The 25,703-nt window shown below is 36.6% G+C and carries 21 protein-coding genes; 15 read left to right on the forward strand and 6 right to left on the reverse strand.

Annotated elements, in window-relative coordinates; translation table 11 throughout:
- Nucleotides 1-146: 146 nt before the first annotated feature.
- From NG809_RS01935 to NG809_RS01945, 3 genes are all read left to right on the forward strand, one after another.
- Nucleotides 147-755 carry a DUF4142 domain-containing protein gene (locus tag NG809_RS01935; protein WP_262147583.1) on the forward strand — a complete coding sequence of 203 codons (609 nt, stop codon included), beginning with the start codon at nt 147-149 and terminating at the stop codon, nt 753-755.
- A gap of 228 nt (nt 756-983) precedes the next feature.
- Nucleotides 984-2,111: a serine hydrolase domain-containing protein gene (locus NG809_RS01940; RefSeq protein ID WP_262147585.1), complete on the forward strand. Its 1,128-nt coding sequence runs from the start codon at nt 984-986 to the stop codon at nt 2,109-2,111.
- 241 nt (nt 2,112-2,352) lie between these two features.
- Nucleotides 2,353-3,033, forward strand: coding sequence for a DUF421 domain-containing protein (locus NG809_RS01945; RefSeq protein ID WP_262147586.1), 681 nt, complete (start codon nt 2,353-2,355; stop codon nt 3,031-3,033).
- A gap of 176 nt (nt 3,034-3,209) precedes the next feature.
- Here NG809_RS01945 and NG809_RS01950 read toward each other — a convergent pair whose 3' ends face one another.
- The 4 genes from NG809_RS01950 to NG809_RS01965 form a co-directional block, all read right to left on the reverse strand.
- The gene (locus NG809_RS01950; RefSeq protein WP_262147588.1) at nt 3,210-4,598 is read right to left on the reverse strand and encodes a DASH family cryptochrome; all 1,389 of its coding nucleotides are present in this window, start codon (nt 4,596-4,598) and stop codon (nt 3,210-3,212) included.
- Between the two features lie 253 nt (nt 4,599-4,851).
- Nucleotides 4,852-5,370: a DUF2911 domain-containing protein gene (locus NG809_RS01955; RefSeq protein ID WP_262147590.1), complete on the reverse strand. Its 519-nt coding sequence runs from the start codon at nt 5,368-5,370 to the stop codon at nt 4,852-4,854.
- Between the two features lie 32 nt (nt 5,371-5,402).
- Nucleotides 5,403-7,094 (reverse strand): sodium:solute symporter, encoded by a 1,692-nt coding sequence (locus NG809_RS01960; RefSeq protein WP_262147591.1) that lies wholly within the window; start codon nt 7,092-7,094, stop codon nt 5,403-5,405.
- 100 nt (nt 7,095-7,194) lie between these two features.
- Nucleotides 7,195-9,699, reverse strand: coding sequence for a PIG-L family deacetylase (locus NG809_RS01965; RefSeq protein WP_262147593.1), 2,505 nt, complete (start codon nt 9,697-9,699; stop codon nt 7,195-7,197).
- Nucleotides 9,700-9,845: 146 nt separating this feature from the next.
- Between NG809_RS01965 and NG809_RS01970 the strand changes: the two genes are divergently transcribed.
- The 10 genes from NG809_RS01970 (at nt 9,846) to NG809_RS02015 (ending at nt 21,052) form a co-directional block, all read left to right on the forward strand.
- The gene (locus tag NG809_RS01970) at nt 9,846-10,250 is read left to right on the forward strand and encodes a hypothetical protein (RefSeq protein WP_262147595.1); all 405 of its coding nucleotides are present in this window, start codon (nt 9,846-9,848) and stop codon (nt 10,248-10,250) included.
- Between the two features lie 187 nt (nt 10,251-10,437).
- A complete protein-coding gene (locus NG809_RS01975) occupies nt 10,438-11,199 on the forward strand; it encodes an XRE family transcriptional regulator (RefSeq protein ID WP_262147597.1) in 762 nt (253 codons plus the stop codon).
- 76 nt (nt 11,200-11,275) lie between these two features.
- The gene (locus NG809_RS01980) at nt 11,276-11,887 is read left to right on the forward strand and encodes an alpha-ketoglutarate-dependent dioxygenase AlkB family protein (protein WP_262147600.1); all 612 of its coding nucleotides are present in this window, start codon (nt 11,276-11,278) and stop codon (nt 11,885-11,887) included.
- A 208-nt stretch (nt 11,888-12,095) separates the two neighbouring features.
- Nucleotides 12,096-12,581 carry a hypothetical protein gene (locus tag NG809_RS01985; RefSeq protein WP_262147602.1) on the forward strand — a complete coding sequence of 162 codons (486 nt, stop codon included), beginning with the start codon at nt 12,096-12,098 and terminating at the stop codon, nt 12,579-12,581.
- A gap of 151 nt (nt 12,582-12,732) precedes the next feature.
- The gene (gene xth / locus NG809_RS01990) at nt 12,733-13,503 is read left to right on the forward strand and encodes an exodeoxyribonuclease III (RefSeq protein ID WP_262147603.1); all 771 of its coding nucleotides are present in this window, start codon (nt 12,733-12,735) and stop codon (nt 13,501-13,503) included.
- Nucleotides 13,504-13,639: 136 nt separating this feature from the next.
- Nucleotides 13,640-15,358 (forward strand): FAD/NAD(P)-binding protein, encoded by a 1,719-nt coding sequence (locus NG809_RS01995; protein ID WP_262147604.1) that lies wholly within the window; start codon nt 13,640-13,642, stop codon nt 15,356-15,358.
- Between the two features lie 279 nt (nt 15,359-15,637).
- The gene (locus NG809_RS02000; RefSeq protein ID WP_262147606.1) at nt 15,638-17,407 is read left to right on the forward strand and encodes a hypothetical protein; all 1,770 of its coding nucleotides are present in this window, start codon (nt 15,638-15,640) and stop codon (nt 17,405-17,407) included.
- Between the two features lie 87 nt (nt 17,408-17,494).
- A complete protein-coding gene (locus tag NG809_RS02005) occupies nt 17,495-17,770 on the forward strand; it encodes a hypothetical protein (RefSeq protein ID WP_262147608.1) in 276 nt (91 codons plus the stop codon).
- Nucleotides 17,771-17,975: 205 nt separating this feature from the next.
- Nucleotides 17,976-18,347, forward strand: a complete 372-nt coding sequence (locus NG809_RS02010) for a response regulator transcription factor (protein WP_262147609.1) — start codon at nt 17,976-17,978, stop codon at nt 18,345-18,347.
- Nucleotides 18,348-18,568: 221 nt separating this feature from the next.
- Complete coding sequence (locus NG809_RS02015) at nt 18,569-21,052, forward strand: AsmA family protein (protein ID WP_262147611.1); 2,484 nt, start codon at nt 18,569-18,571, stop codon at nt 21,050-21,052.
- Between the two features lie 192 nt (nt 21,053-21,244).
- Here the strand turns inward: NG809_RS02015 and NG809_RS02020 are convergent, their stop codons facing one another.
- Nucleotides 21,245-21,616, reverse strand: a complete 372-nt coding sequence (locus NG809_RS02020; RefSeq protein ID WP_262147613.1) for a response regulator — start codon at nt 21,614-21,616, stop codon at nt 21,245-21,247.
- A gap of 11 nt (nt 21,617-21,627) precedes the next feature.
- Nucleotides 21,628-23,130, reverse strand: coding sequence for a PAS domain-containing sensor histidine kinase (locus tag NG809_RS02025; protein WP_262147615.1), 1,503 nt, complete (start codon nt 23,128-23,130; stop codon nt 21,628-21,630).
- 187 nt (nt 23,131-23,317) lie between these two features.
- Here NG809_RS02025 and NG809_RS02030 point away from each other — a divergent pair, with 187 nt between their 5' ends.
- On the forward strand, nt 23,318-23,803 hold the full coding sequence (locus NG809_RS02030) for a DUF4385 domain-containing protein (protein WP_262147617.1): 486 nt from the start codon (nt 23,318-23,320) through the stop codon (nt 23,801-23,803).
- A 610-nt stretch (nt 23,804-24,413) separates the two neighbouring features.
- Nucleotides 24,414-25,694 carry an L-fucose:H+ symporter permease gene (gene fucP / locus NG809_RS02035; protein ID WP_262147619.1) on the forward strand — a complete coding sequence of 427 codons (1,281 nt, stop codon included), beginning with the start codon at nt 24,414-24,416 and terminating at the stop codon, nt 25,692-25,694.
- Nucleotides 25,695-25,703 lie beyond the last annotated feature (9 nt).

Consider the following 25,703-nt stretch of genomic DNA (forward strand, 5'->3'; position numbering starts at 1 on the left):
AAAAGATGTTTATGTTACTTTGATATAACATACCACATTAATACAATTATTTTGTAAAAAATAAATTTTTGGCAGATAAATTGTTAACAATGCAGAAGGTTGTTTTAATTTAAAAATAATCTTAACACCAATTTAAATCAAGTTATATGAAAAATTCAATTCTCACCATTTTTGCCGTTGCGGCTTTAGTGTCTTGCAACAAGAAAGAAACTCAAACAACAGATGCAGGTACAGACAGTTCAGGTACCGAAATGACGAATGACTCAATGACTGCACCGACTGATTCCACAATGACGTCGGAGAATACCAATGCTGCAACACTAAGCGATCAGGACAAAAAATTTGCTGATGCTGCTGCAATGGGCGGAATGATGGAAGTAATGTTGGGTGATCTTGCCAAAACAAACGGAAGCAGTGCTTCGGTAAAATCTTTGGGCGCTATGATGGCTAAAGATCATGGAATGGCCAACGAAGAACTTAAATCATGGGCAGCGACTGCGGGGTATACTTTACCAACATCACTTGATGCTGAAAAGCAGAAAATGGTTGATGATATGAAAGCGCTGAAAGGAGCAGATTTTGATAAAATGTATGCTTCTGCAATGGTGACAGACCACCAAAAAGATATTGCAGAATTTAAAAAACAGGCTTCTTCGGGAATGGATGCGTCTTTGAAAGGATTTGCAGGCAAAACACTTCCAACGCTGGAACATCACTTGATGGAGGCTGAAAAAGTGAAGGCTTCAATGAAATAATCATAATCGGTTTCTGCTGAGATATTCGGAAATCAGTTAGATATTAATTTTATACTCAAAAGGTTTGGCAATTTGCTGAACCTTTTTTTATTACATTTAAATATTTTAGAGTTTGATAATCATTTAAATAAACAAATAAATCACAAATAATAATCTGTGTTTTTTGGAACCGAGGCTCGGTTATTGAATATAATCTCTAATAAATTTAACAAAAATATTTTGTCTGGAATGAAGAAAGTTTTGATCTCATTTTTTATAGGCGGCTCGGTGGGTGCAGCTCTTTATCTTTCGGGATTTGGCTACCTCTTTAAGGCTGTCGGCAAAAATCTGAGAAAAGGACCACTTACACCTTCTACAGACGACGGGGAAAAGTTTCCCTCACATCAAATTCTCAATACTAATCCTCAGCCCTGGGATAAAGATTCCCGCTACAACAAAAATATTCTCACGGATATTCTTGCGGAAAATTTAAAAAAAACAAGAGCTTCCTCGCTCGTAGTAGTGCGTGACGGAAAATTGATACATGAAGAGTATTGGAAAGACCATCATTCTGATTCTTTGCTTAATTCTTTTTCAATGGCGAAAGGAATTCTCTCTATTCTTGCAGGTTTTGCTCTGCAAGACGGTCTTTTGGATTCTGAGGATCAACTGGTTTCAACAGTGTTTCCGCATTATGCAGAGAGCAGATACGGTCAATATCTCACCATCCGCCATTTGATGACGATGCAGGCTGCATTCAACTGGGAAGAAGAATACCGACATCCTTTTGCAGAAAATTCAAAACAGTATTTTACCGATGATTTGGCAGCACAGGCTCTGAAGGTGGATCTGAAAGAAATGCCCGGCAGGAAATATGAATATCAAAGTGTTGCAGCGCAAATACTCGGGCTGATATTGCGAAAAGTTATTGGTTGCGATCTTTCATCCTACCTGTCAGAAAAACTTTGGAAACCCCTGGGAATGGAATATTGTGCGAAATGGAGCACCGACGAAAAAGGTATGGAGAAAGCATTCTGCTGCATTCACGCTACAGCCCGGGATTTTGCTAAAATCGGACAACTGCTTATGCAGGGCGGAAAATGGAATGGAAAACAGATTCTTTCTGAGGAATTTTGCAGAAAACTCATCTTACCGACGAAAGAAAATGATGCATTTGGATATAACATCTGGTCTCATAAAGATCATGTAGTTCCCTACTACTTTTTTTACGGTTTTTTAGGCCAGTTTATTATTATGATCCCTGAAAAAAATATGGTGATTGTAAAAACCGGATTATACAACCGTTTGGATGTTGATAAGAAAAAACGGCCGCTGCAGGTGAAACTTTTGGTTGATGAATTGTTACTTTTTAAGTAACTCATTTGCGGATTGTAGTATCATGCTGTTTAAGAATTTTTTTTCTTCTGAATATCTCTCATCAGTGTTTTGTTTGTAATCAGGATTTTGTAACTGATTGATTTTATATCATTTAAACCGACCTTAAATACCACAGTTTAATGAATGAATTAATGATGGCGGGAGTTTTGTAATAACCTGCACATAACAGTGAAACCAAATTCGGGTTTCCGCGTAAAACATTAAAATAAATCTCAAAATTTTGGATTGGAATAAAATATTTGTCGGTGATCTTGACTTCAGTTTCGCCATTGAAATTACAATTCGTACGCTCGTTATGTTCAGTATGGTTTTGCTGATACTGAGACTTTCAGGCAAAAAGGGTGTTCGGCAGCTTTCACTCTTTGAGGTGGCTATCATTATTGCTTTAGGTTCCGCCGCAGGAGATCCTATGTTTAATAAAGATACCTCTATTCTACCATCTCTCATTGTTTTCGTCGCTATTATTCTTCTATACAGACTGATCACCTACCTTGCAACCAAAAGTGAAAAATTTGAAAATATTATCGAAGGTGAGCCGCTGTATGTCATCGAAAACGGTGAATTTGTTTTGGGGGTAAAAAAAGATCATACATTCGCCAAAGACGAATTTTTCTCTGAAATGAGGCAGGAATCCATTGAACACGTCGGGCAGGTAAAAACAGCTATTCTAGAAACTACAGGCAATATAAGCTTCTATTATTTTACAGATGATGAGGTCAGACACGGACTTCCGATTTTACCACATGTTTACAAGAAGAAATTGCAGTTTATTGAGAATTCAGATCATTATTCATGTACATACTGCGGCTATTCACTTTATCTTGAACGTGGTGAGCATCATTGCAGTCGTTGTGAAAAAAATGAGTGGGTAAAAGCCAGTAATGCCTTACGTTTGACTTAGATTATTAACTGTACCGATGTCGATTAATAACTGTAAACAGTATGGCGAATTCTACAGATAAGTTGTATATAAAGATTATTTCAGGAATAGATAGTGCTTCTCTGCAATTTTACAATATTCACTTCTCATCCTCATGAATGCAAATTCCTCTTCATAAAAACAGCTGCATCACAGAATTAAACTTTGAGTTTTTTAATTAAAGTAATGGCTCTCTCCCATTTTGAAAAAAGTTCAATCGGTTTTGGATAATCCGTACTGTCATATTCCCAGGGAATCAGAACTTCAATATCATTTTTGTCTTTTAATTCCGGGATCCATTCTCGGATAAAATCCTGTGCTTTGTACTTGTTTGACTGGTGAATCGGATTGGTATAATACATTTCAAAAGTCTGCATGTGCCAGTTCATCCAGTTTGATGTCACGTCATAATCAATCAGTTTACTTTCGAAATACGCGGCGCCCCACGTCCAGTCGATATTCAGATCGTGCACGAAGTAGCTTGCACAATTTACCCGTCCGCGGTTGCTCATATATCCTGTTTCATTCAGCTGCCGCATGTGTGCATCCACAAACGGAATTCCGGTATTCCCATCACACCAGCGCTTGAAATTTTTCTTGTTATTCTTAAACGGAATTTCTTTTTTCTTATAACCTTTCGTTTTGAAAATTGCATCACCAAATTTCATCCCTTTGAAGGTGAAAAAGTCCCGCCAGACCAACTCAAAAACCAACCACCATGTACTTTGATTCTTTTTTATTTTATCTTCATACTCATTTACTTTTTTAAAAATTTCTCTTGGCGAAATACAGCCTAAAGCAAGGTATGGTGAGAATTTCGAACTGTAATCCAATCCCTGTGAGCGGTTTCTCGTCCAGCGGTATTCTGTTAAAAGTTCAGATTTAAATGTATAATACTGAAGTCTTTTTAATGCATTTGTTTCACCGCCTTCTAAGAGAGGCTTGGCAGTGTTATATTCTTTTTTTGTAAACCCAAACTTTGTACAGGATGGAAATTTCATGCTCTTCACTTTTTTCACACTTTTCAGTTTTGTCGGTGCCTTCAAAGGTTTTCTCGGCTCCGATTCTTTTCCTGCAGGAATTCTGTAAGCTTTACTTGATAAAGGAATTTTTGAAATCGTAAAAGGAATATCGTCTTTATGATAGAGCGTCTTACCCCAATAAAAATGAAACTCTATTTCAGGCAGAATGTTTTGAATTTCTTCAATAAGATTGAGCTCTTCGCTCGCATATTCTTCTTCTGCATAAATATCTGAAATATCATATTTTTTGACCAGTTCGGGCAAAAATTCAACATCCGAATCAGATCCTATCAACAAATGACCTCCCTGTTTTTCCAAACCTTTCTGAAGATCAAGCACAGACTGCTCCATAAACTTAAACCGATTGATATCACTTTTTCTGAATCCTAAAGACAGTTTTTCGGAGTTGCCTTTTTCAATGGCATAGCAGAAAATGAGTTCCTCACATTCTTTAATTGCTGTTGTCAAAACTTCGTTATCATGAAGCCGTAAATCATTTTTAAACCAAACCAACCCTCTTTTCATAGCAGTTTTTTTTTAAATGCTAACAAATTCAGAACCTTTTCAGTAATAACCTCTCTAAGTTGCAGTTTAAAATCTATATTTAAAAAAATTTTTGTTTCATTCGATTAAGATTCGTCTGTATTTTAATTTGTACATGAAAAATATTTAATCAAAATATCAGATCTTTTTACAGGAGGATTACCAGATTAATTTTTGAGTTTTAAGCAAAAAAAAATCCCGAATCAAACGGGATTTCAGTATTTTGTATTGAAAATTATTTAATCTCTACCGGAACCGAGATTTTATCCCAATCCATTGTGAATCCGCTTTTGTTTATTTTGTAAACCAACGTTTCCTGTTGTGCCTGTACCGGTTTAGCTTTTACGTCTACACGCAGAGCATCTTTAGATTCTTCGTATTTGTAAGCGCCCCACTGCTTAGCTTCTTTATTGAAAATTGCAGTCCATGTCCCTGATTCTTTAGGGATTAAGAAAAAGCTGTATTTACCTGCCGGAAGTTTTTTGCCCTGAACCATAATGTCTTTGCTGGTTTCAAAAGTAGTTGCATCATTGGCACCTGCACGCCACACTTTGTCGTAACCTACCAAATCACCCCAAATTTTGCGGCCTTTTACAGACGGACTGTTGTAGGCAATCGTAATATTGGCATCATTAACTTTTCCGGTAGCCGTCATTGGTGGGCTCGCAGGTTTCTTAGTTTCCTGAGCGAAAGCATTCACTGAAACAGTCATTGCAGCCACAAGAACGGTAGCCGATTTAAAAATTGTATTCATAATATTTTTATAATTTTTGATTTATTTATCTTTTACGAATTTACTTCTTTTGGCTTATAAAACAGTAATCCAATTGCAGAAAATAAAATGACCGCCGCTGCGCCGATTACATTGAGCCAAAGAAAAGAGACAATATCAAACTGGTAAACAGCAATTACAGTAATTTCTGCTAAAATGGCAGCGATAAATACATTCGGACCTGTGACTTTTTTATAATAAAATGCAACGAGAAAAATCCCCAAAATCGGCCCGTAGAAAAGAGAACCCAACACATTGACCGCTTCAATCAGTGAGCCCATCTGAGTGGCAAACATAGCGACACCGATTGAGAAAATTCCCCATGCTAAAGTATGAAGTCGACTGTAACGGAGTTCAGTTTTATCATCAGGAATTTCTTTTTTAAATATCAGATGAATATCTTTTAGTGAACAGGCGGCCAATGAATTCAGTGCGGCTGAAATTGAACCCCAGCTCGCCAGAAAAATAACAGCGAACAGCAAACCAATCATTCCTACAGGCAAAGTATTTTTCACGAAATACAGAAAAATATAATTGGTGTCTGTTTTCTCGGCATTAAAATTTGAATTATTAATAGCTTTCTCTACCCTTCCGTGCAGGTCTTTTACCTGAGTTTGTGTATTTTTAAAATCCTGAATGGTTTTTTGAAGATGAGGCGAATTGTTTTCTTTTAATTTTAAAATTTCTCGTGATTCTTCATTGAATTTAGCCTGAAGATTCTGATGTTCCTTTTCAAAAACGGCAGCCTGCTCAGGTTTTGTTTCTTTTAAATGCTGATAAGACCTTTCATTAAAATAAACCGGAGCCGGCTTCAGCGAAAAGAAAGCGAAAAGCAAAGCACCAATCAGCAAAATCGCAAACTGCATCGGGATTTTAACTAATCCATTCAACAGCAAGCCCATTTTTGCATTGGTATTGTCTTTCGCAGTAATGTACCTCCCGACCTGACTCTGGTCTGTACCAAAATAAGAAAGTGCCAGAAAAAAACCGCCAATCAATCCGCTCCAGATGTTGTATTTGTCTTTCCAGTCAAATTCTGTGGTGATGACATTAAGTTTTCCGGATTTTCCTGCGAGATAAAGGGCATCTTTAAAACCAATTCCATTCGGCATATTTTCAATAAGTAAATAGCCTGCAAAAGCCATTGTTCCCAAAATAATCAGAAACTGTAATTTTTGGGTGTGAGCAATCGCCTTTGCACCGCCAACATAGGTATAGATTAACAGAATTCCACCCGTTAGAACATTGGTTAAATAAATATCCCAGTTTAAAACGCTTGATAAAATAATACTCGGAGCATAAATGCTGATTCCTGTCGATAAACCTCTGGAAAAAAGAAAAAGCAGAGAGGTAAGAACTCTTGTTTTTTTATCAAAACGGTTTTCTAAATATTCATAGGCGGTGTAGACATTTAAGCGTTGAAAAATCGGGATGAAAGTGATACAAATCACAATCATCGCTAACGGCAGACCAAAATAATACTGAACGAAACGCATTCCGTCCGTATAAGCCTGTCCCGGTGCCGAAAGAAATGTAATCGCACTTGCCTGAGTAGCCATAATCCCTATCAGTACGATGTACCAGGGCATTTTGTTGTCGGCTTTCAGGTAAGACGCGTTGCTTTTTTGGCCACGCCCGATAAATACGCCGTAAACCACCACTGCAACGAGTGTAAAAATTAGAACTGTCCAGTCTATCGTACTCATGCCCAAAATTTAGTAAACAGGTAATAAAATGTGATTTGAACTACCAGCGCAAACGCCAATAGTATGTACCAGGTATTCCAGTTTTTAAGTTGATTGTTCATCAGTTTTTCTGTGCAGATAAAAAGTTTAAAAATAATCTTGCAGCTCCCACATTTCCCGCAGGCAGCTGTCTGAAAAACGCTAACGGCGTGTAAATGAAATTACCTTTCCCGTATTTAGCATACAAAGTTGACCCCTGCAGGGGCTCTTCACCCGTATCGTGCATTTCAAAAAGCGGTTCGTACGCCTTATCCCATTGAACAGGAAAATAAGCACCGCGTTCCTGTACCCAACCTTTAAAATCATCAGCCGTAATTTTGTTTGGAAAATTCAGTAACTGATGATTTGGATTTAAAAATTTTACCTCAGCATTTTCTTCAGTAACTCTTTTGTTGGCAATGCTAAAATTATACATTCCTAACTGGTCGACAGTCGTATCCTGATTGGTGTTGTACTGCATCACCAAATTACCTCCTGTTTTTACATAAGACCATAAAAATGGCATCCAGCGACCCAGTTTTTTCTCTGTATTGTTGGCACGAACACCAAAAACAATAGCATCATATTGCGAAAGTCTGTTTAAACTGCTGTTTCCGGCTGATTCATCAGGATTTCCATAAAAATCTTCATCTTTCAGTACATCTACCTGAATACCTGCAATTCTCAGGAACTCAGGCATAAAATCGCCAGCACCCTGAACATAACCCACTTTTTTAACTTTCATCTGAATATCACCTTTCATCACAGCAACTGTCGCAGGCGCAAAATATTGGAGAGAGGGCAAATGCGGATACTGAATTAATACCTGTTTTTTATTGTAAGTGAATCCATCTGCAACAAAATCAGCTTCCAATTGTAACTGATTTGATTTTATGGAGGCCAATTTAGCTTTTGGAATGATGTAATCGACTGTAAAATCTTTCCCATTAATTGATTTTAAATCCCCGCCGCCTACTCTTTCTCCGTTATACATCAGATTTACTTTTCCATTATTGAATTGTTTGCTGGAATTAACCTTAAAATTTAAACTCAAATGTAAATCTTCATTTTCTTTAATTAAATAAAGAGGTTGTGCAAATTTCAGTTCTAAGGCTGGAATAATTCTTAAAGATTCAACCACATCACCACGTACCGGATCTAATTTTTTGAAAGATAGAGGAAGTTTAACCTCAAATTTTTCAGAACCAATTTTTAAATCAAGCAAGACATTTAATGGTGAATCCGCTTCAGGTAAACCGACTAAAGTTTCGTCTGGAACATAAAATGTTGCTGCATCCTTTGCTGGCTTTGCCAACCAGTACGGTTCTGTAAGTGCTGCATCATCAGGAATGTGAATGGTATGGTCAATGGTAATTAAAGAATCTTTCGACAGTTTTCTGTTGAGATGCTCCTGTCTGTTCAGCCATTTTACATTTTCCAAAACAACAGGGTTTTTGGCGCGTGAAATCAGATTCAGATTAAAATTGTAGTTCTCTCCGGCCACAGCTTCAGCCTGATTGGTCACAACTTCGCCCATGAAGCCCGCACAGCTTAAAATAATTTGGTCCAAAGATTTGATTTTATCCTTTTTCAATGCTGAATCTTTTAGAGCCATCACCTTTTTTCGCAGAGCAAGCAAAGCGGGCAAACTCAAATCAGGTTGATTGAAATTGAAAGCTGAAATAATCTTATCTAAAGACTGGTCGATATCAGCATTGCCTTTTGCTGTCCAGCTTTTCACAACACCATCAAAAAGTGAGGCTTTGGCAGGCTCGCCAGCAACGTGGGAAAAATATTCAGTTTTGATGCCTGCTACAGAGCGTGTTCCGGCACCCTGACTTTTATGCAAACTTCTGCTTAATCCCGCCAGTTCACCATAGCCCATTCCCAGCTGAGCATCGTATTGCCCAACCGTGATTTTCATTTGATTTTCAGCTGTTGTATTGTTGTTTCCAAATCGGAAAGTGTTCCACAAAACGCGTTTTGGCTGCCACACATTTACATATTTTAGCTGGTCTGGAAAAGCATTTTTATCGCCTGCCAGCTTAAAAGCCTTCTCAGCAAGCACAGCTGAAGCCGCATGTTGACCATGACCTGCCGCCGCCGTTGGCGGAAATCTGCAAATAATTACATCAGGACGGAAGTTGCGGATTACCCAAACGACATCGGCTGTAATAATATTTTCATCCCATTGTTTAAAAGTATCTGTTGTATTTTTAGAAAAACCAAAATCTATTGCGCGGGTAAAAAACTGTTGTGCACCGTCCAATTTCCGTGCCTCCAGAAGTTCATGCGTTCGTATTAAACCTAATACCGCACCTTGTTCCGTTCCTAATAGATTTTGACCGCCATCTCCCCGCGTCAAAGACAGATAGGCGGTTTCCACATTCTTGTCGTTGATCAGCCATGACAGCAAGCCTGTATTTTCATCATCGGGATGAGCCGCCAGATATAAAACTTTAGGAATATTTTTGAGGGTTTTGAGGTCGCGGTAAATTTCAGATGATTTTGAAGGCCGCACCTGTTGGGCCGAACAAAAAACCACAGAAAAGCCAAGTGAAAATACGACGAATACTTTGTTGAACATTTAAAATTTGCTTTGCAGACAAATATAGGCAAATCGTTTTTCTTTTAAATATTAATACAAAAGATGATAATTGTTTGGCATTTCATTTTAACAGTGCATTTGCAAATTATCAGTATCTTTACATTTCACCGGATTAATTTCATGTTATGAAACAACTGATATTTTGTCTAATGGTCACCTTCATGTTGACTGCCTGCGGCGAAGAGTGCTACAATGCTCCTCAACCGATTGTTTTTGAATTTGTAGATGCCAATGGTGATAATCTGATTACTAACGGGGCGCTCCATCCATTTTCAATACAGGATGAAAATCAGGTTGGAGTGCAGGTTACCAAAACCGAAGACGACAGGATTGTACTTGAAAATGTAGGAGCCTACAATGGTACCAGAAATTATACTTTTTATTCGCCCGTCAGAACCTTCAATTTTTCTATCGAATCTTCTGAATTTAAAGGTGGCTGCGACGGTTTCCAAATCAACAAACTTACTTTTACCGGAATTGCCATCGATGTAAAAGACGAAAACGGTTATTACAAAATTATACTTCCTTAGAGAATATCTTCAACTTAAATCATCTTACTGAATTTTAATTAAGTCATTCAATTCTTACAGACAGTTCTCAGATTTCAGTACATAAAATAATTCTCTTCAGATATGGGGGGAATTTTTCTTTTAAACTAGTTTATTTTGATAATATTTATTGCAATAATACGTATATTTGTTGCTGTAATTTATAGCAATGTCGGTTTTATCAGAGAATATCAGGTTTTTAAGAGACAGAATGAAGGCATCTCAGCAAAAGGTTGCTGATGAAATTTCCATTACACGTGGCAGATATTCCACTTATGAAGAGGGAAGATCGGAGCCTCCGATTGAACTTTTAATACACCTTTCAAAATATTTTAAAGTCAATATCGATCTTCTGATTACTGTTGATTTAAAAAAATATCCTGTCGATGATCTTGTGAATCTTCCAAACAACAGAACGTTGCTGCCGATAAAAGTTGACGGAGCCGGAGAAAATATAATTGAAATCGTTCCCCAGAAAGCAAGCATGGGCTACCTGAGTGGTTATAATGATCCTGATTTTGTAGACAGTCTGCAACATCTTTCACTACCTTTTTTGAGGAATGGGAAATTCAGAGCATTCCCTGCCGATGGAGATTCAATGCCCCCATACAACGACGGGACTTTTATCGTGGGGAAATACATAGAAGACAGGAAAGATTTAAAAAAAGGAAAAACCTATATTTTTATCACCAGAGACGGGATTGTTTACAAAAGATTTTCACATCAGGACGATTTTGGAAGTTTCGTGAGTTCAGACAACACTTTTTATGAACCCTACGAAATCAAGTGGGAAGAGGTTTACGAAATCTGGGAATTTGCATGCAGTATCAACACTCAGGAGCTGAAGATTGATAACCTTGAATACAGAGAGGTACGAAGCATGTTTGAAGAGTTGAGATCTGAAATCAGGACTTTGAAAAGAACGACTTAAAATTACTGAAGCAATGTGATTTTATTCTGAACACAAATGATTAAAAATTTTTTGAACTAATAAAGATTAAAAAATAATGAGACAGCTCAGTTTATTTGATACTGGAGAATTTTACAACTTTCCGCTTGATCTTCTGGAATTCAGAGAAAATTTTCTCACGCCCGAGGAAGCCAATCTTTTGCAGGCAATACTTCTTACAAAGAGTCCGTGGAAGCAGACAACTCAAACAATGTATGACAAAACTGTGCTTACTCCACGTCTTACAGCCTGGTATGGTGACGGCGAAAAAGCTTATAAATTGGGAGGAAGCGAATTTGAAGTCAACAGCTGGACGCCAGAACTTTTATCACTTAAAGAAAAGATTGAAGGCAAATTCGGATATGAATTCAATTCTGTTTTGCTCAATCTGTACCGTGATAATAATGATTCTGTGGCATGGCACCGCGATAAGGAGAAAAGGTATGGTGAGCGTCCCGTGATTGCTTCTATAAGTCTGGGAGAAACCAGAAAATTTGATTTCAGAAAATTAGATGATCACAGCACAAGATACAGTCTGCCTCTACCTCACGGTTCTTTACTGATTATGAAAGGTGATTTACAGGAAAAGTGGCAGCACAGAATTGCTAAATCAACTCAGCCGATGAAAGAAAGAATTAATCTGACTTTCAGGATGATGCGTGAAATTTAGAATTTGTTTCTAATCTGAAAACTTACATAATCTGTTTTTTTTAATAACTTTAAGATCAGTCATCAGTTAATCTTTAAAAATCGTTTTTCTCAGAAAATTAAGACAAGTGTAGTTTGAGCTATATTATATTTTTTATTTATTTTAATTCTAAATTACTTGGGCATACCATGTATTTTGAGTAATTTTACGTCATTATATTAAATAAACTATGAGAAAAATTGTATTTGCAGGTATAGCCGTTTTTGGAGGGTTGATCATGTCTGATGCGCAATGCAAAACGGTATCAACAATTTCAGAAAATTTTGACGGATGGAAGGATATTGATAAATGCTGGACAGCCCAGCAGGGAAAGGCAATGATCTATTCTAAAGACAAAAAAGTGGTCTTTTACTCGATGACCAATCCCGGAGAGAAGATGTTTCTGGTAACACCGAAAATAAAAGCAGGAAGATACACCCTCACTCTGGATGTCTCAGACAATGGTGGAGAAACTTCTCTCGAGGTTTTTTCTGTTAACAACACTTCTGATGCAAAATCTTATGTTTCTGTTGCCAAGGCAGCCAAAATCGATGGTAACAAAAAAACGTTCGATATTCTATTGAAAAAAGATGCCAACGTTGGTCTGAAAGTGATGCTTAATGGTATTCACCAGGCTGTTTACATGGATAATTTTTCTTTAAAAGCTAAGAAATAATTTCATTTTAAAATAACCAATGAATTTCATCAGGAATGGAATTCGGTTTAATTAAAACTACGATCCAAAGCCGGTAAGGTTTTGGATTTTTTTTGATACCCCAAAAGCTTGGAACATCGTTTGTGTTTGGATTATAACAAATTCTCATCCAATGAAAATTGCAACATATAACGTCAATGGTATTAACGGACGGCTTCCAGTTCTGCTCCGTTGGCTGAAGGAATCTAAGCCGGATGTCGTTTGTCTTCAGGAGCTGAAATGCCCTCAGGAAAAATTTCCCATTGAAGAAATAGAAAAAGCAGGTTATCAGGCCATCTGGAAAGGCGAAAAGCGCTGGAACGGTGTCGCAGTTCTTTCAAAAGACCACGACATCGTTGAAGTTCAGAATACCTTGCCAGGCGATAAAGACGATCTTCAAAGCAGATATATTGAAGCAATTATCAACAAAACTGTAATCTGCTGTCTTTATTTACCCAACGGAAATCCGTATCCCGGAGAAAAATTTGATTATAAACTTCAGTGGATCAAACGTTTTAAAAGAAGAACAAATCAATTGATTAAAATGGATCTTCCGGCAGTTTTGATTGGTGATTTTAATATTATCCCAACAGAAAACGATGTTTACAAACCTGAAAGATGGAAAAACGATGCGCTCTTCACAACTGAAGTTAGAAAAGCCTATCAGGATCTGCTTAAAAAAGGCTGGACAGATTCTCTAAGAGAAATCTATCCTGAAGAGACAGTCTACACTTTTTGGGATTATATGTATGAATCTTTCCACAGAAATGCAGGAATGCGTCTTGACCATATTTTGCTCAGTCCATATTTAAAAGAAAAACTAAAAAATGCGGGAGTTGATAAAAAAGTGAGATCGTGGGAGAAAAGCAGCGATCACGCACCGGTCTGGATAGAAATCGACTGATTTTGTTCGCTCAAAATTTAAACTCAATCCTTTTATAACTGATTCTAATCATAACCTGTTACTTAATTTATAAATATGATCAGGCGATTAAGGTATATTATTTGAAATGTAAAATGAAATCACACTAAAATACGTTATGCCAAATATCGACTCTAAAACAGTAGCGCTCATTGGTGGCGGTCCTGCTGCACTTTTCTTCTTTAAACATATTACAGCAAAAAAAATTACTCCAAAAAAAATAATTATTTTTGAGCAAAATCCGCATTTAGGAATGGGCATGCCATACGGCGCTTCGGGTGCAGGGAAAGAGCATGTAGCCAACATTTCAGCTAATGAAATTCCCAAATTGGTGACGGATATTGAAGAGTTTATTATCAAAAATGATCTCGGAAACTTTGGCGATTACACCACAACGGGAAAAATCAACAGAGATCAGGTTGTACCCAGACTTATCTTGGGCAAATACCTTGAAAATCAGTTTAAATTTCTCGTAAAATCAGCCAAAAATTTAGGTATTGAGGTTGAAATCCTGCTGAATACAAAAGTAACAGACATCCAACCTGTTGACGAAGTTTCATACAAAATAGTTACGTCTGCTGAAGAAAAGTTTTCTGCCGATGTTGTCGTGCTCAGCACAGGCCATCAGTGGATTAAATCTCTGGAAGGACAACACGTTGGTTGGTTTGATTCTCCCTATCCACCTTCAAAATTCACGCAGACGACCAATTTCCCAGTTGCGGTGAAAGGTGCTTCGCTCACTGCCGTAGATATTATCAGAACGCTTTCAAGACTGAATGGGAAATTTTCATCCATCAATGAACATCAGCTTGAATACACATTAAATGAAGACGCAAGAGATTTCAAAATAGATCTTTATTCGTTAAGCGGATTATTGCCTGCCCTGCGTTTTCATTCTGAAGACGAAGCATTTTCCACAGATTGGAAGATGTCTCTGAAGGAAATTTATGAATACAAAAAGACACATGGCGGTTTTGTAGATCTTGATTATGTTTTCAATTTAAATTTTAAAAAAGTTGTAGAAAAAAAAGACCCTGGATTTTACAGTGAAATCAAAGATTTAACGATTGAAGAATTTGTAGAAAAAATGATGAAGCTTCGAAAAGAATTAGACAGCTTCGAACTCTTTAAGGCAGAATACACCGAAGCGGAAAAATCTATCCGAAGACATCAGTCGATCACATGGAAAGAAGCTTTAACATCCTTCAGCTACGCAATGAATTATCCGGCAAAACATTTTTCTGCAGAAGATATGCTTAGATTGACCAAAACGCTGATGCCGTTGATATCTATTGTAATTGCCGCACTCCCCCAGTCATCCTACCGTGAAATTATTGCCCTGCACGATGCTAAAATTATCAGCCTGAGCAATGTTGATGCAAAAAGTACAGTCGAGCCTTATAAGGAAGAAGGTGCAGTCTACCGGTTTATTAATGGTGACGGCAAACAGAAGGAATTAGTGTATAAAATGTATGTAGACGCCACCGGCCAGCGTGCAATGAATTTTAACGATCTTCCTTTCGAAGGTCTGAAAGATCAGGGTGCCGTTGCTTCCGGATATCTTAATTTTAAAAGCTCAGAGAAAGCTGCCGAACTGATGAACGATGGTGAAAAGATGATAAAAAAAGGCAGCAATGACAATTTTTATCTTCAGGTAAAAGGACTCAGCATTAATGATAATTTTCAGGCACTCGATTCTTACGGTAAGGTGAAAGAAAACCTCTACATCATGTCTGTCGCTTACATTGGAGGGCTTAATCCAGATTATTCGGGGCTGGACTTTTGTGACACTGCTGCAGAAATCATCGCAGATTCTTTAGCCGGTGATTTGATATAATTCTCACTATTATGATTTTTTTTAATTACATTATGCTTCACTTTTTCACGGTGGAGCATTTTTTTCAGTTAAATCGACTTTAGAAGTTTTCGGTATATTTTAGAAGTGAATCTACTGGTACTGACAGGCGTTTACAGATACCTTTGCCCTTGCTGAGATTAAAAATAAATTGTGAAATATTTTTAAATTTGACTTACCATTTCTGAGGTCAGGATAATTTTTGTACTTGCGATTATTTTTAATTGAACTCACATTTACACCAAAAATATTTCATTCAGAATGACCAAAACTTCATTACACACTTTTCATATTCCCGTTATGGGACTTGCTTACACTATTGATACACCAATCCGCGTAGCACATTTCGGAATTTCTTCTGTGATTTCCATTATTGACGACGAAATTACAGAAAGAATGAGAAATTTCTACAGCAAAAAATTTAATCTGGACTTCTCTCCGATTTCAAAAAAAAAGGACGATTACCGTGCTAAGAGAATCACTGCCTACCTTAATCTGGTTGATGATCTGGTAAATGAACATTTTAAAAACTTTAAGGAAGAACTGGCTCAAAAAAGAAATACACTTAGAAATTTCATAGACATTCTGCCGAATACCTCAAAAATCAAAGACGAACTGCAGCACTTTTTAGGTCAAAAAGATTTTTTGGCAACTGCTTTTAAAACCTTTATCGATCAGCATTTGTCAGCAGGTACTATCGATGTCAATATTATGACGAAGGTAGACAAAGACAATTTTGTAAAAAACGAACAGCTTCCGGTGATTTACAATGATGCTCATGCATCCCTCCGCGGTTTTGCCAACAGCAGGCTTAGTGCGTCACTGGTGCTTTCGGCAGGTATGAATCCCAGACTGTACAGTTATATCGAGTCTTTTGAAGATTTTTATCCGGATGAAAATAATGTGTTGAAAAAGAAAATTATTCTTAAAGTAAGCGATTTCCGTTCTGCAATGATTCAGGGGAATTTTCTTGCCAAAAAAGGACTGTGGGTATCAGAGTACAGAATAGAATCCGGTTTAAACTGTGGCGGGCATGCCTTTGCTACCGAAGGATTGCTTCTGGGGCCTATTCTGGAAGAATTTAAAGTAAGAAAAAATGAGCTCAGCGAATCTGCTCATACTTTGATGACGACATCTCTCGAAAATAAACAACGTTATGTTCCCAAAAAACCTCTTGAAATGAAAATTACAGTCCAGGGCGGTGTGGGAACTGCTGAAGAACATCAGTTTCTGCTGGAAAACTATAGTGTAGACAGTGTTGGCTGGGGCTCTCCTTTCCTGCTCGTGCCTGAAGCTACAGCAGTAGATTCTGAAACAAGAAATCTACTTTCAAAAGCTAAAGAAGACGATTTTTACCTTAGTAATATTTCACCATTAGGTGTGTTTTTCAACACTGTAAAAGGCAGTTCAAATGAAAAACTGAGGATTGAAAACGGACAGAAAAACCGCCACGGAAGCTCTTGTCCAAAAAAATTACTGGCTTTAAGCAAAGAATATTCGCCGGAAGGAATATGTACAGCATCTAAGAAATATCAGGATTTAAAACTGAAAGAATTAAACTCCGAAAGGGAAGGTACCAAACCGGAAATCTACAAAAAAAGAGCAGATGAAATCACTGACAAAGCCTGTCTCTGTGTTGGTTTGGTAAACTCGGCTTACATCGAACACGGCCTTGAAATTAAAGGAGAAAAACAGGGCGTTGTGATTTGTCCGGGACCCAATCTCGCTTATTTTGACAAAGAAGTTACCCTCCAGGAAATGGTGAAACATATTTATGGAAATGCAAATATACTGTCAGACTCGTCTCGCCCGAATTTTTTGATAAATGAGCTTAAAATGTATGTAGATTATTTGAAAGAGAATAATTCTTCATCTACCGATGCCGCAATCAAAAAGTGGAATATATTCAGACAAAATCTTCTGAGCGGTATAGAATATTATGAAAATCTCTTTTTGAATTCTCCATATTTCAAAACGGAAACCGCAACCATACTACTGGCATTACAGGTATATAAGAGTCAGCTTTCATGATTAATTTTGAAGGAAATCAATTGATTTTTTAGTAATCATGATGAAATCATATTTCATAAAATTTAAATTGCTTAATTTTGCTGCAATATGCCGAAAATACGTTCTACAGAAGACGGTTTAATATACATTAAATCTTCTTCCATCGAAAATTTAAAAAGACCCAACGCACTCGAAGGAGCTAAAGCGTTAGGAAAACCTGTAATCATTAATGTAAATCACATTGGTTTTCTAAGCTATAATAATGAAGGAAGGGTCACATTTTTTATGGCCAACGGTTTCGAAATTTCCATCAATATCTTTTTTGATGAGGCTGAACGTATTTTTAACTGTGCAAAAGGCGGTATTGCTGAAGAAATTGCATGATTAATGCCTGAATATGTCTGCTAAAATCTATACATTCAAAAACAGAGAAATTAAATAGATTTTCTATTCATAACATAAGATTATCAACGTTTAGACTGGTATTTGCAGGAAGTATATGTCTGTTAAGTATTCATTTTAAAGTATTAAATTTAAAAAAAATAAAAATTATGCACTCTATTTGGTGTCATTATTGCATAACCGAAATATGAGAAAAATTTACATCGTTGAAGATGATGATTCTATAAGAGAAATTCTGGAAATATTTCTTACTTCAGAAGACTATGATGTGCAATCGTTTGAAAATGTAAAAGAATTTGAGCAACGTGATAAGGAGGAAAAGCCTGATCTTTACCTCTTTGACGTTATGTTGCCCGATGGGTCTGGCATTGACCTTTGCAGCGAAATAAAAACCAGCAGTGAAAATGCGGAAATACCTGTTCTTATTATGAGTGCACATGCTCAGCTCAAACACTTTGCAGATGACTGCCAACCTGATGGTTTTATCTCTAAACCTTTCGATATTGATCACCTCTTACTCCAGATCAAAGAAATTATAGGCACCAGAGAACACCATTAATTTATAAAACAGATATTTTTTAAACTTTTCACTCAGATTTAGACATACCGTCTGACTTTCACAGAAATTTTAAAAATTAATCTCGGAAATTATTCTCACGTTACGTTTTTGTTTTGTAAGCAAAAATGCTCTTACTGTATTAAATATAAACATACCTCACGTGAAATATCTTCGAAAATAATTGGAATACGTTTTGTTTAGGTGATAACAGATTCTCACCGATGAAAAATAAAACCCTACCCTCTTCTCAGCGTCGACGCAAGTGGCTTATATCCATTGCCGCCGTAATTGTAGCGTTAGCTGTACTTTTCCCGTTTGCTTTAGAGTATTATCTGGAAAAAAAGCTTCCCTCGCTCATCAGCAGTAAAACTCCCTACACAGTAAAATTAGCCGATTTTAAACTGAATCTTTTTAAAGGCAATATCTCTATACTGAAAGTTGATATTTCTACTAAAAACCCTTCAGATAAAAACATTACCCAGATTAATGGCAATGCAGAAAAAATTGAAATTACAGATCTTGGCATTGTAGCGGCAGCATTTAAAAAATCTTATAAAGCAGACAAAGTTTTTCTCACAAATTCTGATATTACAATGAGAATTGCAGCTCCGGCAAAAGAGGAGAAAAAAGAGAGAAAACCTTTAGATCTGCACGTCAATTCTCTGGAAATTAAGAATGTAAGTGCGAACGTATCTGATTCAAAGGGAAAACCTGTATTTAAAGGCAAAAATATCCATATTAATATCCAGGATATTAAACAGAGCGAGAGCTCATCTAAAATTCCTCTGGCTTTTTCAAAGATTAATATTGATGCGTCTGATGTGAAAATTGGCATCAACGAATTTTATGAAATTGATGCCGACAAAATCAGTACAGACAATAAAATTTTAACTTTAAATGCTTTTAGATTGAAGCCTTTACAGGATCCATCCCAATACAATGCAAAAAATGTATTTGATTTTGCAGCTGAACAGTTCGTTGCCAGAGATTTCAATGTAAGCCAGGACTCACTTATTGTTTCTCAGGTATCTTTTTTAAAACCCGACCTAAAAGTAATGTCGACTGGTAAAAATATTGTCGAAAAAAACAAAAATCCGAAAGAAGTTGAAATGAAAATCGGAATGAAAAATATCAGCTTTCAAAATGGAAAAATTGCTGTAATACAGGCTAACAAAGAGAAAACTGCTTCGGTAGACAATTTTAATTTTAAACTCAGTGACATTGTTTTTGATAAAAATACTGTGAAAGAGAAAATTCCGTTCAGATTTACCAACCATGATATTGAGGCGGAAAATATTTATTTTAAAACAGATCCGCTACAGGCGATAAAAGTATCTAAAATAACATCAAAAAACGCAGATATCACTGTTGATGATTTTAAAATGATTGCTTTGGGCAAAAGCGCTGTGAAAGATGTATTTTCTGTGTCAACAAAACAGCTTAAAATCCTAAAAAACACCAGCAAATTTAACGGTCAGAAACTTAGTTTGAATTTCGCCGGAATTGAGATTATTCAGCCTGAAATTGAAATCATTTCAGCAGTAAAAAAGCCACAGGCAAAATCAAAAAAAAACACTGTTCCTGAATTTTTGGCTCAAGTAGGATACATCAATATCATTAATGGTAAAATAAAACAGTCTTCAAATTCTAAAGAAAAACTGTCTGTAGGCAAATTTGACATCAAATTGAAGACCGTAAAAGCAGATGCCAACACTCTGATGGGTTCTTTGCCATTCACAACTGCGAGTCACTACGTCAAAGCGGAAAAAGTAAATCTGGATGCAGGAAAATACTACAGTTTGAAAGCAGATGAAATAGTGAATTCAGGAAAGAAAACAGATATTACCAATATTCAGTATTTACCAAAATATTCCAGACAGGCTTTCAGCAAAGTGATTGCAAAGGAAACAGACTTGTATACGTTGAAAGCAAAGAAAATTTCAATTTCTGATAGAGCTACTTCGTTTGGCAAAGACGGAATTATTGATATTGAAAAAATTTTCATTGACGGTCTTAACTGTAATATTTACCACGATCTTGCCCCGCCAGATGACATTGCCGTGAGATATCTTTTCAGCAAAAAACTGCGCGATATGAAGATGCCGATGTTTGTGAAAAATGTTGTTTTGAAAAATTCTGAACTTGTATATGAAGAAGATGCTGACAACAGCAATATTCCCGGAAAAATTCTCTTCAATAATTTTAATGCAGATATTTCCAATGTAAATAACGGTAAAATTAAAGGCAGACCCACTGTAATCAGCACTAATGCTGAGTTTGATTTTTATGACAATGCGCACACCAACGTCACCTGGAAATTTGATGTATTGGACAGAGTCGATAAATTTACCATCAAAGGAAATATCCAGAAGCTTTCCGCTGAAAATGTAAATCTCTTTGTACGGCCTTATCTCAATGTAACGCTTGATGGCAATATTGATTATCTGAAATTTGACTATTACGGCGATTCTCAGGGAATTGCTGGCAGATTCTATTTTAAATACAACGATATGTATGTAAATCTGCTTAATAAAAAAGGGAAAGAGCGAAAACTCCTCACAACTTTAGCAAACTGGTTTGTCAAAAACGAATCTACCGGTGAACCAGATCATGTTGTGATTGAGAAAAAACGTGAGCCAGAACGCAGTTTTTTCAGCATGTTGTGGCAGGGAATCATGGAAGGTCTCAAGAAATATGTGATTTAAAATAATTTTCACTTAAATAACTTTACGACTCACGCCTGAAAATTATCAGCCGTGAGTTTTTATTTCGGCGTCAGAAGTTAGTTGCCATCAAAAAATTTCCTTTGAAATATCCTCTTACTAATTAATATTTTGGCAAAAAAAATCTCCCTGATCAATACAGAGAGATAAATGTGAAGTTTAAGTTTATCTGATTTAATTTCCAAGAGATTCATTTACAAGTAATATGATTTCTTCAATATCAAAAGGCTTTGCCATAAAATGATTTGCTCCTGTTTCCAAAGCAATATCTTTTTCATTACGGCTTGCTGACAGCACTATAATCGGTAGATTTTTCACCTCACGGTCAGATCGTATTTTTTTAATTAAATCATATCCGGAAAGCACGGGCATCCATAAATCCAAAAGAAGAAGATCGGGACGTTCTGCCTTTACTTTTTCCAAAAGCAGCGTGCTGTCTATCTCTTTTGAAACCTCAAATCCTTCCGGTTCCAGCAACATTTCCAATACATCTAAAATCCCCTGATCATCGTCACAGATCATAATTTTCCTGTTTTCTCTATCCATTTTGAATTATTTTAAAAAGGTATGGTAAAATGAAATGTAGAACCGTGACCAAGCTCAGATTCTACCCAAATCGTACCTTTGTGATTATCAATTATCTTCTGGCTCACGTACAGACCAATTCCCATCCCGGGATATTGCTTCTGTGTACTGCCTGCTCTGTAAAACCTCTCAAATATTTTCGATTTATCACTGTGGCTTATACCCAGCCCCTGATCTTTCACTGAAATTTTTACATAATTGGCCACCTTCGAGATGTTAATGTAAATGGGTTTTGATTTAGGTGAATATTTTACTGCGTTGCCAATTATATTATTTACAACCTGGGTAATTTGCGATTCGTCTATGTTTACATAAATCTCGTCATCTCCACTTAGAATTATTTTATGACTGTCATCGGCAATCTGTATGCTTTCAACGCAGTTACTTACAAGACTTGAAATATCACAGCGCTCCTTGTGTGATTCTATATTTCCCGACTGTATTTTAGAGGTATCCAGAAGATCTGTGATCAGATTATTTAATCTGTCTACGTGCACTGCCACTTTATTTAAAGTATCAGAATATTTTTCACTCAGTCCTTCTCCGGTAAATCTCTGTAAAATCTGTACAAGTCCTTTAATTGTGGTAAGCGGTGTTTTCAGTTCATGGCTTGCAATAGAAAGGAAATCATCTTTCCTTTTTTCAATTTCCCGGCGTTCAGAAACATCTTCAATTGCCAAAAGTATCCTGTCTTTGTACTGACCTTCAAATTCGATTCTGTAAGCGTTCAGAATCATTATTTTTTTGCCAATATACGGGAAGTCATGCTCAACTTCAAAATCTATAACTGGATTGCTCGTAGGAAGAATTTTAATTAAAAGTTCCTTCAATGCCTCTATATCCCACTGATGATTTCCAAGCTCGTAAAGCAGTTTGCCAATCGTGTCTTCTGAAGTTACCTTAAACGTTTTGAGGAAATGATTATTGGCGCTCAGCACATGAAAGTTTTCATCCAGTACAAGCAGGCTCTCTCTCACAGTCTGAATAATGCTGGAAAGAAACATCTCTTCTTCCTGAAGTTCTTTTGTACGTTCGCGCACTTTTTTCTCCACATTTGCCTTTTCCTCCCTCAGTTCATGCTCGGCCTGTTTTTGAAGAGTGATATCATTTTGTACACCAATGAAATGGGTTGTTTTTCCATCTTCGTTTTTAACAGGAGATATAAATAATTCATTCCAGAAAAGATCGCCGTTTTTCTTATAATTTCGGATCACAATTCGGGTCTCAGACTCATCCAGGATGGCTGATTTAATTTCCTGCCTTGCCCTCTGATGCCTGTCATTCATCTGCAGAAAGCGACAGTTGTGCCCTATGATTTCGTGACGGGAATATCCTGTCATATTTTCAAAAGCTTTGTTGCAGTAAACAATGGGATTATCCTCAATATTATTATCTGTGATTATAATCCCGGAATTTGAGGAGTCGAGAGCCTGCTGATATAATCTCAGGCTGTTATGATGATCTGAATTATTCAATTGTAATGATTTTGAAGTGTGATTAAGCTGAAACCATTTTTATGCCTAAAGATCGCAATAAACGATTTTTAATTTAAAAATAAAAAATTTACATACTTCTACCCATTTCCATCTCCCAGACTTCCCCATTCTTCCCCATTCTTCCCTTTGCAAAAATTCAAGGCATCAGCTTTGCAGAAACGATCAGATGAGAAAACAGAAGCCCACTTACCTGAATTTCAACCTTAAAGATTACGCATGGAAACCCGATATTGACTATCGGAAACATCCTGAACTGTACAGAGTCGGGAAAGGTGAACAAGGCGTTTTGATTTGTGAACCTTATAAAAGCGAAATTGGAAAATACTGGCGTTTTAAAAATTCAGAAATTGCCGAAGAAAGTTCCGCGAAGATTTATTCACTGTTTATGGAATATTTAGAAAGTGAAGATTTTGTAGGCGCAGATATGGCCAGGAAGTATCTGCAGATGGGATTTACAAGAGCACGCAGATATTTTAATTATAAAGGCGGAAAAAAATATGACCCGGAAAATAATTACGAACCACTGGAGCGCGGAACCGGTGATCCCGAAAAAGCAAAGTCAGCAGAAATCTTTTATAAAAAATGGAAAGAGGCAGAAGAAAATCCAACTTATACAGAATTGAAACAGGAATGGAAAGATAAATTAGGCTGAATGAAGGTTTGGCGAAATATTGCTAACCTAGATCCACAATAAATGATTGTGCAAAATCTACCAGATTCATGTTCCCAACATCATTGTTTTCAACATACAGGATTCTTTACAAAAACCTGTATGATCAAAGAGGTAGTTTTTCTCAACATCGTTTCAGAATGTGTTAAAACCAATGTTTATATCCCAAATTAGTGTAAATTTTAAAATCACATTTTGCAGTCTTTAATTTGATGGTAGTTTCCAAAATCTTTTCCAACTACCGTAATATCCTTGGAAATTTTTGAAAGTGGTATTTTTTTTAGTGACGCCGAGTATTCCATATGTGTTTTTAAATATCTGAATAAATTATTTTTTTTACAAATCAAAATCAATTCTACCTAAGATTGATTATCTCTTAAAATCAGAAGTCATATTAAAAAAATCATTAAGGGATTTCAAAATCTATTGAACTATCTTGTACTATCCTGCCTCATTCATTTTTTATTCGAAAAAATATTATACTTTTAAAAAGTAGAAAGTCGAGGGTATAAGCGCAAAATTGTTTTTCAATTAAAATGTGCAAGTGATTTCTTTTCTGCGACATTATACTAATTGAAAACAAACCCCATCCATGAACAACAACAATTCAGGAAGCTCAGTTTCTTCTTCAACGAAAAAGCGAAACTACAGTCTTCCGCTTATTCTGATCACGAGTCTGTTTTTCTTTTGGGGATTTATTCATAACCTCGATCCAATCTTAATTAAACATTTACGAAGTGCCTTTCAATTAAATCATTTTCAGGCATCTTTGGTTGATTCTGCCGTTTTTGCGGCGTACTTCCTTTTGGCAATTCCAGCGGGAATGATTATTCAGAAATACGGTTACAAAACAGGAATTCTGGTGGGATTATTTTTCTTTGCAGCAGGATGTTTTCTGTTTGTTCCCGCAGCTAATACTGTGAGTTATCCGTTCTTTCTTGGAGCTTTATTCGTCTTGTCATGTGGACTGGCCATTTTAGAGACGGCTGCAAATCCTTACATCACTGTTTTAGGACCACCTGAAAAAGCGACACAGAGATTAAACTTTGCTCAGTCTTTCAACGGTTTGGCAGCGTCGATTGCTCCCATTGTTGGTGGAATTTTTATACTGAGTGAAGAACCAAAATCGCAGGAAGAACTTTCAACACTTTCTGAAGCTGCAAAATTAGCTTACATTCATGCAGAAACTGCTTTGGTAAAAGGACCTTACCTGATTTTGGGAGCGGTTCTCTTACTGGTCATGATTTTCTTTCTATTCATTAAATTACCGGAAGTAACCGAAAACAACGAAAAATCTTCTAAAAATTATCTTCAGGTTTTAGGTGTGAAAAATGTGGGATGGGGAGTACTTGCTCAGTTTTTTTACATCGGTGCACAGATTTATGTCTTCAGTTTTCTTTTGGTTTTCGCAGAAGACACCATTGATATGAAAGGTCAGGAAGCCAAATATTATGCAGGCGTCGCGGGTTTTTTGTTTATGATTGGCCGTTTTGCCGGAACTTTTCTGATGAAATATATTTCGCCGCAAAAATTGCTTGCAGTGTACAGCGTAATCAGCACCATTCTTACATTCTGGGTTATTTTCGGATCAGGAATTTCTACTTTATATGCACTTGTTGGATTGACTTTCTTCATGTCCATTATGTTTCCGACGATTTTTGCTTTGGGAATTGAAAGTGCCGGTGCAGATACAAAGCCTGCCTCAAGTCTTCTCATCATGTCGATTGTAGGAGGCGCGGTCATTCCTCCTCTTGCCAGTAAAATCACAGATATTTCAGGGAATATTCAGTATTCGTATGCTGTACCTCTACTCTGTTTTGTCATTGTTTTTCTGTTTTCATTGAGGTTCAGAAATAAAAGTTCCCTACAATAATTGAGTAAA

The sequence above is a fragment of the Chryseobacterium foetidum genome, assembly GCF_025457425.1.
Classification (GTDB): domain Bacteria; phylum Bacteroidota; class Bacteroidia; order Flavobacteriales; family Weeksellaceae; genus Chryseobacterium; species Chryseobacterium foetidum.